Origin of the sequence: Streptomyces sp. T12 (assembly GCF_028736035.1) — a bacterium.
Lineage (GTDB): Bacteria > Actinomycetota > Actinomycetes > Streptomycetales > Streptomycetaceae > Streptomyces.
Genome location: NZ_CP117866.1, coordinates 3601697 through 3615886 on the forward strand (window position 1 = coordinate 3601697; position 14190 = coordinate 3615886).

The 14190-nt window shown below is 67.1% G+C and carries 11 protein-coding genes and 1 pseudogene; 4 read left to right on the forward strand and 8 right to left on the reverse strand.

Features of this window, described 5'->3' with window-relative positions; genetic code table 11:
• Window positions 1–450: 450 nt before the first annotated feature.
• The 4 genes from PBV52_RS16040 (at window position 451) to PBV52_RS16055 (ending at window position 4212) form a co-directional block, all read left to right on the forward strand.
• Complete coding sequence (locus tag PBV52_RS16040; protein ID WP_274239043.1) at window positions 451–2391, forward strand: radical SAM protein; 1941 nt, start codon at window positions 451–453, stop codon at window positions 2389–2391.
• A gap of 28 nt (window positions 2392–2419) precedes the next feature.
• The gene (locus PBV52_RS16045) at window positions 2420–3262 is read left to right on the forward strand and encodes a Rossmann-like domain-containing protein (RefSeq protein ID WP_274239044.1); all 843 of its coding nucleotides are present in this window, start codon (window positions 2420–2422) and stop codon (window positions 3260–3262) included.
• Between the two features lie 334 nt (window positions 3263–3596).
• Window positions 3597–3794, forward strand: a complete 198-nt coding sequence (locus PBV52_RS16050) for an EamA family transporter (protein WP_274239045.1) — start codon at window positions 3597–3599, stop codon at window positions 3792–3794.
• Window positions 3795–3864: 70 nt separating this feature from the next.
• Complete coding sequence (locus PBV52_RS16055; protein WP_274239046.1) at window positions 3865–4212, forward strand: tRNA-binding protein; 348 nt, start codon at window positions 3865–3867, stop codon at window positions 4210–4212.
• Window positions 4213–4484: 272 nt separating this feature from the next.
• Here PBV52_RS16055 and PBV52_RS51730 read toward each other — a convergent pair.
• The 8 genes and pseudogenes from PBV52_RS51730 to PBV52_RS16090 all read right to left on the reverse strand — a co-directional run.
• A pseudogene (locus PBV52_RS51730) lies at window positions 4485–4608 on the reverse strand (Tn3 family transposase); the annotation flags it as partial.
• Window positions 4548–4778 (reverse strand): Tn3 family transposase, encoded by a 231-nt coding sequence (locus PBV52_RS16060; protein WP_373922010.1) that lies wholly within the window; start codon window positions 4776–4778, stop codon window positions 4548–4550. The pseudogene PBV52_RS51730 and the gene PBV52_RS16060, both read right to left, overlap by 61 nt.
• A 12-nt stretch (window positions 4779–4790) precedes the next feature.
• Window positions 4791–6014, reverse strand: a complete 1224-nt coding sequence (locus PBV52_RS16065) for a condensation domain-containing protein (protein ID WP_274239047.1) — start codon at window positions 6012–6014, stop codon at window positions 4791–4793.
• Between the two features lie 199 nt (window positions 6015–6213).
• A complete protein-coding gene (locus PBV52_RS16070; protein ID WP_274239048.1) occupies window positions 6214–7413 on the reverse strand; it encodes a hypothetical protein in 1200 nt (399 codons plus the stop codon).
• A gap of 440 nt (window positions 7414–7853) precedes the next feature.
• Window positions 7854–9617, reverse strand: a complete 1764-nt coding sequence (locus PBV52_RS16075) for a non-ribosomal peptide synthetase (protein WP_274239049.1) — start codon at window positions 9615–9617, stop codon at window positions 7854–7856.
• Entirely contained in the window at window positions 9602–10402 is an 801-nt protein-coding gene (locus PBV52_RS16080) for a hypothetical protein (RefSeq protein WP_274239050.1), read from the reverse strand. Before PBV52_RS16080 ends, PBV52_RS16075 begins: the two co-directional genes overlap by 16 nt.
• Window positions 10403–10537: 135 nt before the next feature.
• Window positions 10538–10786, reverse strand: coding sequence for a phosphopantetheine-binding protein (locus tag PBV52_RS16085; RefSeq protein ID WP_274239051.1), 249 nt, complete (start codon window positions 10784–10786; stop codon window positions 10538–10540).
• Window positions 10787–10992: 206 nt separating this feature from the next.
• Entirely contained in the window at window positions 10993–14052 is a 3060-nt protein-coding gene (locus PBV52_RS16090; RefSeq protein ID WP_274239052.1) for an AMP-binding protein, read from the reverse strand.
• Between the last annotated feature and the right edge of the window lie 138 nt (window positions 14053–14190).

The window sequence follows — 14190 nt, forward strand, 5'->3', positions numbered from 1 at the left end:
TGCCCGTCACCAAGAGCCACGTAGGCGGAGATCGAAACCGAAGGGCGATCTTGACAGTGTATCCGCCAGCTATTCAGGATGGCCGTGCTGAAGTCCCCCCCGATGCCCAGCACTTGGGGCTATCTGCATGTGGGTAGCCCCAAGTGCTGAGCATCCGGGGGGACTCGCATCGTATGGCCGCGCTGTGAACGGTATCTGGTTGCCGTGCTCCGACCTCGCACAAGCTCTGCCCTCGACTCCGGAGCCGCCACGCATTCGGCCGCTGCCGCATATGAGAACACCCACGGTCGACCCGCCACTCAACTGGCGATCGGCTGCGGTGCGGAAACGAATGCCACGGACACCCACGCTTCCCCGCCTCCACAACCACCAGCGATACCGATCGGTGCCGCTCTTGTTCCGTCCCGCCCATGCCGCTCATCGCAACCAACAGCAACGAGAGGTACCGCCTTGCCCACAGCAGCACTTAAGACCGTCGTCCATGACGTCTTCCACCGCCCCATGCACGTGGATGAGGCCTCAGCCGACGCGCTCGCCGCGTTGCGCCGGTCCCGACGCGACGCTCTGCTCGAACGGGCTCGGTGCGAGCACCTGGGCCAGGTGCCGTGGAGCACTCGTGCCTTCCCGGTGCTCGCCGCGCTCGCGCCGGTGATGACGTCGCCCGTGGGTGAGATCACGTACCCCGGCGACCCGATGTGCCTGTACGCGGCGCTCAGCGTCGTCGTCGACAGCGCCCTGAAGTCGGCCCGGAACGCGGCAGACGGCAACGAGGACTTGCCGTTCACGGACTTGTGTCCTGACTGGCAATGTCGCCCGAGTAAAGAGCGGCGGCTGTCCGCGCGGCACGGGCTACGCGCCGAGCGGGATATGGAGAGCACCCCCGACAGTGCCGTCTTCGACCCCCGGGTGTGGGACGAGCAGGCCCGCAACGACCTGCGGGCGGTTACTCGGCGGTTACGCCCGAAGGTCTTCCTTGTCAGCACGGTCTCTCCGGGACACCGCTACGCCTTGGAGATGGCCCGTCTGGTCAAGGAGGAGGCGCCCGACTGTCTCGTAGTGTTCGGGGGACGGCACATGGACGAGACCATGCGCTATGCCCCTGCGGACCGGTCCCTCAGCCTGGAGTACAGCAGCACGCTGCGCGCTATCGACGAGGGCCGTGCCGAGCCGGTCGTGGACTTCTGCGTCGGGGGCGAGGGTTACTTCGCGCTCGACCTGTTGATGAAGGCGGTCGCCCTGGCGATGGACCTTGACCGTACCCGGGCTCGCGTCCGCGACGTTGTCGAGATGCTGTCCCTGCTCGGTGCCGCGGGGCTGCGCCTGCCGGGCAGCTCGCTGCTGTGCGCGCGGGACGAGGACGCTCTGCACGCCTTCCCTGTCAGAGGTGAGAAGTACGATCTGGCCCAACTTCCGTCCCCGTACCAGGGTTTCGCCGTCCGCGCCCGTTTCCCCGTCTTCCCGCTGCCCGACGGCAGCCCCGCCCGCACGGCTCACATGACCGTGACCAACGCCTGCCCCTACCACTGCGACTTCTGCTCCGAGTCGGCCCTCGTGGTCGGCGGACTCAAGCGCTTCGGTGCCTCACCGGCCGAGGCCGCCCTTGAGCGGGTGTGCGAGTACGTCAGCTACGGCGCCGCGGCGGTCTTCTTCGACGACTCCATCTTCTGGGCCGGCACGTTCCGGGCCATCCACGAGTTCTGCGAGGTGCTGCGCGCGGCCCGTACCGCGCCGTCGCCTGAGCAGCTACCCGAGCGCTGCCGCCGGTGGATCACCGGGGACGACGACTGGCAGCGTCTGCGTGACCTGCAGTTCGGCTGCCAGGTGACCGCCGATCTGCTCACCACGCTGCACGGCGAGAGCGAGGTGCGCGCGCTGCTGTCCACCCTGCGCGAGGCGGGCTGCACTTACCTCTACATGGGCATCGAGAGCATGTCGAGCGAAGTCATGGAGCACGTCCACAAGAACCTCCGCCGCACCATCGACCTGCCGTGGAAGAAGAAGGTCCGCACTGCCCTGGAGCGGATACGGGAGGCCGGCATACCCGTCGGTACCTCCGTGCTGTTCGGTCTGGAGGGCGAGAACCGCCGGACGATCGAGGAGACCGTCGAGGAGGTGGGGCAGCTCGTCGACGACGGCCTCGTCATGCTGGCCAGTCCCAATATCCTCACCTACCACCCGGCCACCCGGATCACGCGAGACCACGGCATGCAGGACCAGCTCGACTACCACTCCCCGGACGTCGACAACCGGCCGCCGTACATCTACTTCGAGGAAGCCTTCCCCGGCGTCGTCTCACGCCGTCTGTCCGAGGACGACATCTGGTTCATCCATGACGCGACCGACAAACGCTGGGGCACCACCCGCAACTCCGCCGAGCTCGCACTCCCGTAACCCGCCGACCGAAAGAGTCACCACAGACATGGACGACATCCTGGGGACCTTGCGCGCCGTCCTCGCCGAGCGCAGCCGCGATCTACCCGACGACGACTTCCGGCTGCGCAGCCTGTGGAGCGTGGACTACCGGTCTCAACCCTCCGACTACGAACGGTTCATGGTCTACAGCTTCGTACTGGCGCAGACCGTCCGGCAGGGCTGTTGTTACGCCGACTTCGGCTCTGTGAGGATCGGCGAGGGCAGTGACGGGCTCATAGGAAAGGACGCGCGCCTGGTGCGTGGCAGCACCCGAGAAGAGGACATCGCCATCCTGGACGCCGCGTTCGGCGCGCTGCCCCGCACCCCGGCCGAGGTCCTCACCGTTGACGGGCCGCCGGAGGAGAAGGCGCTGGCCAGGGCGCGGACCGTGGTCGGTGAGACGATGCGGCTGCTGAACCGCTCGCCAGGCCGTAAGGTCGCCCAGATCGGGGTCATGGGAAATCTGATCCACCACCTCCAGCGTGAGGACGTCGACCTCACTGCCAGCGACTTCGACCCCCACCTCATCGAGAACGGCATCCTCGGCGTCCCGGTGTACTCGGGTGACGAGAGCGCACGGCTGGTCGCGGAGAGCGACGTGGCGCTGGTGTGTGGCGAGACGTTGGCCAGCCACACCCTGGAGGAACTGGTGGAGACCGCCGCGGAGCACAACACCCGCCTGGTGGTCTTCGCCGTGACCGGATGCCACTTCGCGCAGGAGTACTGCGGGACGTTCGGCATCGACACGGTCATGGCCGAACCTCAGCCCCAGTACCTCTTCCAGGGCCCCTCGACCCTGGAGATCTATCGGAAGGACGCCCTCGGGCGCACCCCCCACGGCCGGCTCTGAACCTCGCATGGGCATTGGCGGCGTCGTGCTCCTTGCCGTCGCGGGCCGGTCGGTGCTCCCGGTGCTGCGTGGCGGGGCCCGTGTGTGGCGCACCGTGCTGTGCGAGGGGATCGGCGAACGGGCGCTGCCCCATGCCCGTCGGGTGGGGGCCAGCGCAGTGTGCACAGTCGGCGTCGCGCTCGTCGTCGCGGGCTCATCGCCGGTGCGGCGTACGCCATTTACTCCTACAGCGCCGGACGCCTCATCCGCCGTGGGACCCTGTCGCGTTCCGTGATGGGAGCGGTGTTCGGTCTGGGCGGGTTGATGCTCGTCCCGGTGCTACTCTTTGGCGCCGATGACACCGGCGTACTGCCTCTTCGGCCGGGGCTTGCTCCTTGTGGCGGCTAGCACGGCGGCCACGCTGATCCTGGTCGAGCCGGTGACGGCCGCGGTAATGAGCGTGGTGGTGGCGGACGAGGGTCTCACTCCGATCGGCTGGGGCGGGATCGTCTTGGTCGGTATCGGATTACTCATCCTCGACGACCGTAAGTAACGTCGGCCATGCCTGATCGATCCCAACAGGCAGTCCCCTGGACCAACATGAGACAAGGACGAGGAGCGCGATGACGGCCACCGAGTCGGAGAAGATCGACGCCGAACAATTCTTCGCCTGTGAGCTGCGGGTGGGGCGGGTGGTCGAGGTCGAGGACTTCCCCGAGGCCAGGAAGCCGGCGTACAAGGTGGCCGTCGATTTCGGTCCCGCGGGCGTCTTGCACACGAGCGCCCAGGTCACCCACTACGACCGGGAGGCCCTCAAGGACCGACTGGTCGTTGGCGTGGTCAACCTCAAGCCCAAACGGATCGCGGGTTTCCGGAGCGAGTTCCTGCTGCTCGGGTCGTACGATGCCGAGGGTCGGGCTCAGCTCCTCGTTCCGGCAGATGGGGCGATGCTCGGCGACATTGTGGGTTGAGACGGCATCGGCTTGACGATGTCCTGCACGTGGGCGGGTCGGACAGCTCCAGCAGTCGCACCGGACGGGCGGCTTCGGGGCCGCGCAGGCCGTCAGGCGGGCGCGGCCGTTCCGCTGCGCCCCCTTACCCAAGTTCGTCGTCGATGTATCGACGGACTGTACGGCGGCAGGTCAGGCCGCCTGGTCGTAGCCGTCGCCGCCGGCGCTCTCGCCGCACAGCCGGCTGAAGTCACCAGCGCGGTCTTCTCCTGCACGACGGGGTCGTTGTGCACGTACTGCGCCTGCGCCGTGGGCCGGTAGAAGGTGAGGTCCCGCCAGTTTCCGGATCCTGGGCATCAGATCGAAGCCCAGCAGATGGGCCAGGGCGAACACGGGGAAGCTCTGGCCCTGGGTATCACGCTGGTCTCGGACAGCAGGTTGTTGAGGTACGTATCCATGTGAGTGCCGTCCGCGGCGGTCGTGGAACCGTCGCCCCACGCCTGCGAGATGTCCAGGCGGGCGTGCCCCGGCGCAGCCGCAGCGACACGCGAAGATCCCGCCCGGCACCCACCGGGACAAACAGGGATGAACCAATCAGGTCAGCTGTCCGCCGAAAGCACGAAGCTCTCAGCTGCCTGAATCAGCGACTCGACGACCTCTTCCGGAAAATAGTTCTCGTTGTAATAAACAACGATCTGCGGGTCCGCTCCATCCAGTTCCCACCTGAATTGAACGGTTTGCGGCCAAGTCACCTCGCCCGGCACATAAAGCGGCACGATTTCCGCCTTCGTTCCGACAAGAAGTGACTCTGACTCCCCGAAGGTCACCGTCCGCTTGTCGAGGACCACGTTCACCCCGGCTTGCCGGTCCACGGACGCCAGTTCCTCATTCCAGAGCCTTCCGGCGGGCCGGAGCGGGAGCATGTACTCGAACACGTCGAGGGTATGAGAAAAGACTTCGCGAACCGTTTCCAGCGGACTGCGCGACCCCGCGGCCAGCTGCAGGGGAACCATCTGGACGAACAGGCCGGCGATATCGGCTGTACCCGGCAGCACGCGCCCGTGAAAAGGGGTCGTGGCCCCCACGGTCGGCGCGCCGCTCACCTCTTGCAAACCTGCCAGCACAGCGGAGGCCACCGTTACGAACGATGTCGCCCGGGCACGTTTCGCGATGTCGAGTACTCTCGCCTTCGCGTCCGCCGGCAACGCGTGATGCACCGCCGTGAGCCTGGATTTGCCTTTCGCTTCACATGCGATCGGAAAGGCGGGCGGAAACGTTCCGAAGCGCTCGGTCTGGGAGCGCCAGAACGCTCTACGCTCCTCACCCCATGCACTGGACAGCTCGCGGCGCTCAAGCAACGTAAAGTCGTGATACGCGTTCTTCTCGACCTTCTCGGGGACGCTCGCCCCTTGAGTGGCGCGCTCATAGAACTCGCCGAAATCTGCCATGAGACGCTTCCACGTCTTCTCATCGACGATGATGTGGTCCAGCACTATCGCGAGGAGGTGCCTGCGCTCGTCGCGCTGCACGATCGCGATGCGCGACAACCCCACGCCGGCGAGGTCGAAGGGGGTCGTGATCCGGCGTACCGTCTTGAGCGCCTCCGTGTCCGTATCGGCGGTGTAGAACTCCACCTCCCCCAACACGTCTTCGTACGTGCATGCTTCGTCCGGCGAGACGTAGGCCCGGCGCAGCACGTCATGACTCAGACAGACGCCCCGCCACGCCTCACGAACGGCGGCGATGTCCAGCTCCCCGGTGAGCCACAGCACGCAATAGACAAGATTGTGCCTGTCCGCGAACTCCCCCGACAGCCGGGCCATCTCGGCGAGTGATGTCGGACCCCGCGTGACCTCAGTCCGGCCCACAGTCATTTCTTTACCTCCGTATGAGCCGAGAAGGGCGACAACGGTACCGAAATACGCAGCGCGGGGGTCGGCTGGGTGATCGGCCCCCACGGCTGCCAGAGCACACCCGGAGAAGCTGATCGGGTCATGTCTCCACCCTCCATGGATCAGGTTGTCAGGATTGCCGTGCGGGAAAGCACGAGAACGCTTCCGTGAGCCGATGGTGCCAGCGGGTACCGAGGTCCTGGGCCCCGTAGCCGGTCCCCTCGTCCACCATGAGATCGAGCCCGATCTCGTGCTCACGGACCGCCGCACCAGCGGTGAACGCCGACATCGGCAGGTTGTGGCCACACCGCAGCGAGACCTCGACAGCCTCGATCCCCGCGATGTTCACGCTGCCCTCGGTCGCGATCGTGTAGACGAACATCCCCGCGACCGAGCCGGAGAAGGCAGATCCGAGCCCTGCGAGCGAGACGAACGGCACATCCGCATGGTCGATCTCCAGATACCAGTCGTCGAGGAAGTCGTCCATCGCCTCGAGCAGGCTGCGTGGTCCGGTCAGGTCGAGCGAGATGGCGGTGTTCAGGAAACACCCGGTGACATCGGAGAACGCTTCGTTCCGCCGTCCCCACGGGTAAGCGACGGCGGTTGCCTCGGCCCCCGTGACGTCGCGCAGAGCGCGGTGGAGCGAGAAGAGGGCGTACGGGAAGTAGGAGCCACGGATGGTGCTCGGGCTGGCGACGGCCGGGAGGTCGATGATGGGGACGACCTCAGAGGGCACCTTCGCCGCCCTCTCGGGAAGCTCTCCGTGGAAGTTCTTCAGGCGGTCCGCCCAGAAGGCGACTCCGCGCCCGCCTGCCGCGGCGCTCTCGGACTCGGCTCTGTCCCGGACAGCGGCCTCGAAGCGCTCCCATTGCCCGTCATCGGCAGGCCCCGGGGCAGCCAACTGCTGGATCATGATGTCCTGCGACGTGCCGTCGACCAGTGCGTGGTCGAAGACCAGCAGCAGATAGTCGGCGTCGTGGGAGCGTACGAGATGTGCCGCCATCGCGGCACCGTCCAGAGAGGCTTCGAATTCATCGACCACCGTCACGGAAAGTCTGATGACGGCCTCTTCGTCCTCCGCCTGCACTTCGGCGAAGTCATACGTAGCCGAATACCGTTCCTGGTACGCCTCGCCACGGGAAAACCCCATGCGATAGGACAGCGTAGGATTCCGGAGCATGATCGAGTGCAGGACCCGATTCAGATCGACGGCTGACAGGACAGAGGGCGGCATACGAAAGAGCCTGTGTATAGAGATTCGCTGACCGGTGCGTTCCGTCGTTAGCGCGAAGCCAAGTTGCGTGCTCAGCAACGGGAGCCTGTCCGCCATGTGTGCCCCTTTCGGCCACGACAACGGCCCTGCCGACCGCATGAAGAATCTGGTTCAGATTACTGACGCAGGAGCCTCTGAAGTCCTAACAGCTAACAGGAGGAGGGATGCGGCCGGGAGGCGGTGGCTCCGCGGCGAGGTACTTGAGCATCCGCAGGAACGTGCAGCGAATCGCCGATCTGGGGCAGCATGCCCGCGATGACGAACACGTCGGTGCCGATGAGGACTTTGTGTTGGCGATCGAGCCGGTCAGGCGAGCGACCGCGGTACATAAGTGGCCCCCAGCGAAATCCCGGGTTTGGAACGACGCGGTGGTGTGCTGGGCCCAGGCGCGCGCCGCCGGGTCCGTTCCGCCGAGGCTCAGCAGTGCCTCCAGGAGGGCGGCCTCCTCGCTTGCCAGGCGGCGCGTTCGCGCGCTCCGTCATGTGCGGTGGGAAGGGTCATGCGGCAGTTCGTCCCCTGATCAGCGCGATGACCGATTCCACCGTAGGCTCGGACAGGAACTCCTGCACGGACACCTGGACTTGGAAGCGCTGATGGATGCGGGTGACAGCCAGCGCGGCGGAGAGCGAGGTGCCGCCCAGGTCCATGAAGTGCCGGTCGGGTGGTATGTCGGCAACGCCAAGCACCGTCGACAAGATACCGGCGACGGCCGACTGCATATCGGCGGCTTCCGGGAGCGGCCCGGCGCCGTCACGAGCATCGCCGGGGGCCGGCAGGCGGCGGCGATCGATCTTCCCGTGTGGGGAGAGCGGCAGTTCGGACGCGTGAACCACGTGGTGAGGAACCATGTAGTCGGGCAGCAACTGTGCTGCATGTGCGCGTAGTTCGCTGGTCTCCAGTGGGCTGCTGCCCGGCTCAGGCACTACATGAGCGACCAGCCTGCGTTCCTCGCTGTCGGGCGGCGTCCAGGCCACCACGGCACACTCCCGGACGGCGGGGTGGCGGAGCAGCGCTGCCTCGACGTCACCGGGCTCGACCCGGAATCCGCGGATCTTGAGCTGGCCGTCGGCCCGGCCCAGATACTCCAGGGCTCCGTCGGGCCGCTCGCGCACGAGGTCACCGGTGCGGTACGCGCGTACGGTCCGTCCCTCGATCTGTACGGTACGGAACCGCGCCTCCGTCTGCTGTGGATCACCCACATACCCGCGGGCGAGACCGACCCCTGTCACCCACAGCTCGCCGCCCTCCTCCTGCGGGATGACATGGGCCGTCATGCCAGGCAGCGGCCGCCCGATGGGGGGAAGGTCGGGCCAGGAGTGCGAAGGACCGGTGAGGGTATGGGCGAGGGCGACATGGGTCTCCACCGGCCCGTAGTGGTTGTGCAGACGCGCCGCGGGCAGCCGTCGGAACAGTTCCCGGACGGCAGGCGTGATCTGCAGCGCCTCTCCCGCCACTGCCACTTCGCGCAACGCGCCGGGCACTATGCCGAACTCGACGGTCAGTTCCGCCAGTCGACGCAGCGCCACGGGCGGCAGGAAGATCCGCTGGATCTCCCATGCACGGCACAGCTCCCACACACGCTGCAAGTCGACGCGTTCGGCGTCTGACGGTATGTACAGGCAGCCCCCACTGCACCAGGCTGTGAACACCTCCTGGACGAATATGTCGAAGCCGAGCGGGGCGAACATCAGCGTGCGCAGTGGTTCGGGGGACGTACTTGCCAGCGTCCACTCGATCAGATTGTTCAGGCACCGGTGCGGCAAGGAAACCGCCTTGGGCCCTCCGGTGGACCCGGACGTGAACACCACGTAAGCGGGATCCTCGCCGCCCGGCTCCGTCCGGCCAGGTGCCGGGGCATCGTGCGCGGAGCCGGCAGCGGGGTCCTCCTGGAGAGGGAGCACGACAGGCCCGTCCGGCACGTCCGGGAGCCGCAGACCCGGCTCGACCAACGCGAACCGGGCACCGCAACGCTCCCACATGTGCTGGATGCGCTCCGCCGGATAATGCGGATCCACCACGCAGAAGGCCCCGCCCGCCCGGAGCACGGCAAGGACAGCTACGCCGAGTGCAATTCCGCGGGAAGCCTGGACAAGCACGACGTCGCCGGGGCGCACCCCGTGTCGCGTCAGGCGACCGGCCAAGTCGGCGGACCTGCGGTCGAGTTCGGCATAGTTGAGCCTGCCGTCGGGTGCGACCAGCGCGGCTGCCAGAGGGTGGCGCTGTGCCTGGGAGGCGATCAACTCAACTACTCGGCTGGGCAACGCTCTGTCCTCTCCTTCGTGTCCGACGCAAGCGGAAGGCCCAGCGCCTCGAGGACCGCGGCACGCGTCTCCTCGGCCCTGAGCAGTTCAAACCGGTCGCAGCTCAAGCGCAGTGCGCGCTGGTGCCCGGCAGTGCAGGCGTAACCGGCCGGGTCGGCGTCCGCGGAGTCGACGCGCAGCACATGCCCCTCCCAGGTCGGAGTACGGGAGTGGTGGGCCGCCACCAGATGGCTCAGCCAGTCCGTGTACGCACTGACCATCTGCGTGGCGCTTGCCGCGATCTCCGTCTCGTTGGCGCCTGCCGCACGTAGCGCCGCATGGGCCTGGCGGGCCAGTTCGCCGGTGAGGTCGGCGACGAAGCGCTCCGGGGCCTCGGCCAGTGTGTCGGCGTCGACGAGCTCGCTCAACTCCTGTTCGTCCAGCTGGACGCCGAGTCCGGCGAGCCGCGCGCGGTATTCCGCCGTGATCGATTCCAGCGACGTGCCCTCGGGGTCGAACAGCATGATCACCGGTGGCTCCCCACCCAGGGCGGCGGCCACCTCGAAGGCAAGCGGCGCCGAGGCGCAGTATGCGGCGACCGCCGCGACCGGGCCCGTCCCGGCCGGCACGTTCGCCAACAGGCGGGCCGCGTAGGCCGCGCCGCTCACCGCCCTCGGCAGGTGGGCGCTCAGCAGGTCCTGGACTCGCACCCCGTGCCGCTCCAGGGACAGTTCGTCGATCCGGGCCTCCTTCCGGTATCCGGGATAGTCGAGTGCGAGAACCACAGGGCGTTCGCTCTGGTCCATGGGCGAGTTCCTTTCTCTGCTGGTGAATTCGCCAGCGCATCGTCATGCGGCCGTGACCAGCACACTCACTTGATCATCAAGACTTTGAAACCGCCCTGCCGGCGGACCCAGTGACTGGGAGACTCATACACCTTGCTAAGCCTGGGAGCTGTCGATGAATGCCGACAGACTCTGCGGCGAGGCGTGCGCGAAGAGGTCGCGCAGCCGGACGTCCACACCGAGGACGTCGTAGACCTTGCCGACGATCTGAAGGAGGTGCAGGGACGTGCCGCCGCTGTCGAGGAGGTCCGAGGTCTCGTCGAGTTCCTCCTTCCCAAGGACTTCGCGCCAGATCTCCGTGAGTGCGGCTGTGCGGTCCGAGACGTTCTGGTATTCGGTCTTCATACTTGGCAGCTCCTTTGATCGTCATTACCGAAGAGGTCTGGGCACATGCTTGCGCGGAGAGTTCGGCGTAGGCCGGCGTCGCGGATCCTGATGTGAGTGCGACGGCGTCCGGGCGGGTGCAGACCTTGGGCATTCGCGTTGCCCAACTCCTCGTTTACTGCGAGGCTCGCACCGTCTCGGCGAAGCGCTCCGTCAGCTGCCCCTGCTCATGCGCCACCCGGCCCTCCGCTTCCGCTTCGGCTGCCGCTCTCTTCCGTGAGCCGGGCGACCAGACGCGCGCTGATGTTCCGGGCCGTACTCTCGGTCACCAGCGCGGTTTCGTAGGTGACCCGCACCGTCGACGCGATGCCGTCGTCCGCGAGCAGTTCGACGAGCAGTGGAGCCTGGAGGCGGATGTACGGCAGCTCGATCCCGTGCACCGCGCAGCCGTCGAGCTGGAGCTCAGCGCTGGGCGAGTCCTGCACCGCGCCGATGACGTGATACAGCTGCTGCCCTGCCTGCCCGGCGATCCGGGCCGCCTCGGCGATGGACAGATCGTTGTTGCGCAGGGCGGTGAGAACTGCGCTCTCGGCCCGGGCGGCGGCATCGTGAGCCGTGGTCGTCCGCAGTCTGACGCCCATCATGTTGATCAGGCATGCGATGGTGTCCTGCAGAACCGGAGTGGAACGCTGGGATATCGGAATGCCGATCGTGACATCCTCGGCGCCGGTGACCTCGGACAGCGTTCCGCCAAGCGCGGCGATGAACAGCGGGAGGAGGCCGCCGCCGATGGAGCGCCGACCCAGGGAGTCCGCCTGCTCCGGCATCAGGGGCACGTCGATCTTCGTCACGCCGGCTTCCGTGCACAGCGCGGGCGTGACCCACGGTGCAGGGTCGACCGGAAGCTCAGCCAGTTCCTTCGCCCAGTAGTCCCGTTGCGCCTCGAGATCCGCCAAGCCACGGATCCGCTCCGTCTCCGCGTAGATCTCCGACGGTGCGGCGACCGGATGCGCGAACCGTGGTTCGCGCCCATCGCACCGCGCGCGGTACGCCTCGGCCAGATCCTCCACGAAGATCCGCTTGGACCATCCGTCGAACGCGATGTGGTGAACGGACATGCCGAAGATCCATCGCTCGGGCTCCCCGAGCTTGCAGAGCACCGCGCGCCAGACTTCTCCCTCGAACAGGGAAAAGCTCCTGTCGAGTACGGCCCTCAACTGCGGGAGGGCCGTCTCCTCGTCCGGGGCGTCGATGTGCTCGACCGTGACCGGGCGGTCGGAGCGATTCCACGTAGCCAGGTCCTCGAAGGCGTAACGGCCCTGGAGGAACAGGTGGCGGCGGTGGACGTCTTGCAGCGCCTCGACGAAACGGTCGATGTCGAGCGCGCCCGCGATGCGCCAGGCCAAGTAGAGGTGATTGTCTGTGTCGTTGCCGTCGAGGTGCTGCAAGAGGAATCCGGACTGCATCCCGGTCAGCGGTGCCGGCGCGGCTGCGTCCGCCCGGTCCGCGCTGTCCGCTGCGTCTGTCCCGTTTGCACCGTCCGGCGTCGCTGCGGACTGCTTGGCGATCCAGACCCGCATCTCGTTGACCGACGGGTGGCTGCGCACAACCGATACCGGAATGCTGAGACCGGTCACCTGGCTCAGGGCCGTGCACAGACGAACCGCGCCCAGCGACGTGCCGCCCAGGTCGAACAGCGAGGCGTCGGGATCCACCGATGTGCCACCGAGAGCCCGGCTGAACGCAGCCTCGATCGGATCGCTGGGGTTGGCCGCTGCGCGAGCTGCGGTCAGCTCCACGATGGCGGAGTGCAGCGCGACCGTGTCGAGCTTCGCGTTGCTGGTCAGCGGCAGCGCCGCCAACCGGACGACCGCATCCGGAGCCCACCCCGGAGGCAGGTCGGCCGCCAGCGCAGTCCTCAGGCTCTCCTCGTCGAAGTGGTCACTGGCCGAGACCACGGCGAGGGCGAGTGACTCCGGCCGGCCGGAGAGGCCGAGCAGCGGGACCACGGCGCACCGCGCGACTCCGTCGAAAGCGGCTGCCGTCCGCTCGATCTGGCCCGCGTCGATCCGGTGTCCACGGATCTTCAGCTCGCGGTCGCGACGCCCCGCGTACGTGAACACGCCACTGGCGGTTCTGCTGCCGTAGTCCCCGGTGCGGTACACCCGCAGACGTCGGCCTCCGACGAGCACCTCGGTGAACTTGGCCGCGGTCAACGCCTCGTCACCGAGATATCCGGGAGACACTCCGTCGCCTGAGATGCACAGCTCCCCGATCTCGTCCGGGCCGCACTCCCGCTCGCCGTCCAACACATGCACGCCGGTGCGGGGTATTGGTCGGCCCAGCGGGATGGCGCCGCGGGTGTCGTCGAGTGTCACTCGGTGCATCAAAGCGATGCACGTCGACTCGGCGGGGCCGTAGCCGTTGATGAAGGGGATGTCCGGATGCGCGGCCAGGAAGCGCGCAACATGCGCGGGGGAGAGCGCTTCGCCGCCGGCCATGGCGACGCGCAGGCCTTCGAACGCGGACACGTCCTCGTCGACCAGAACGTTGAACAGCGAAGAGGTGACGAAGAGGGTGTTGAGGCCGTGGTCCACGATCTCGTGACGTAGCTCGTCGGGCGTGAGTGCCCGATGCTTCCGGAGGAGGGAGGCGCCGCCGCGCAGGAGCGGGCCCCACACCTCGAACGGAAACGCGTCCCAGTTCGAGGAGCCCAGGTGCGCCAGCACGGTCTCCTCGTCGATGGAGGCGATGCCTTCCCCGGTGAACATGCGCAGGGTCGCTTCGTGCGTCGAGAGCACTGCCTTCGGCTCGCCGGTGCTGCCCGAGGTGAAGAAGACCGTCGCGATATCGGTGCCTGCAACGGGGATCGATTTCCAGGCGCGGTCCGCAGAGTCCTCGGAGGGCGTGTCGAAGCCGGGCAACTCGATCTCACGCCGGAAGCAGCCGCTGGACCCGCCCGGCGCGGCGACCGCGAGGGCGCCGCCGAGAATCTCGTCGATCCGCCGCAGGCGCCGTTCGTTCCACGCCAGATCCATGACCGTGTAAGCGGCGCCGAGCTTCAGCACACCGAGGGCTGCGGCGATCAGTTCAGATGATGTCTCCAGCTGAAGGGGGACGATGCTGCCGGCTCGGACCCCCTCCGCTGCCAGCCACTCGGCGACGGCGTCGGACCAGGCATCGAGCTGACCCCGACTGACGACCTCATCGCCGTGGATCAGTGCGGGACGCGCAGGATCCGCCTGAGCAAGGTCATGCAGAACCATATGGATGGACACGGCGCTCATGACTCAGCCAGCTTCCTTCGTCAAAGTGAAGACAGTTCGTGCACTGAAGCAGCAAATGTGAACGGTTGGCCACATGGCTGGAGCAAGGATGCTTCCCTTACGCCACTGAGTGACGAATCCAGACGCAGCCTAAGTAAG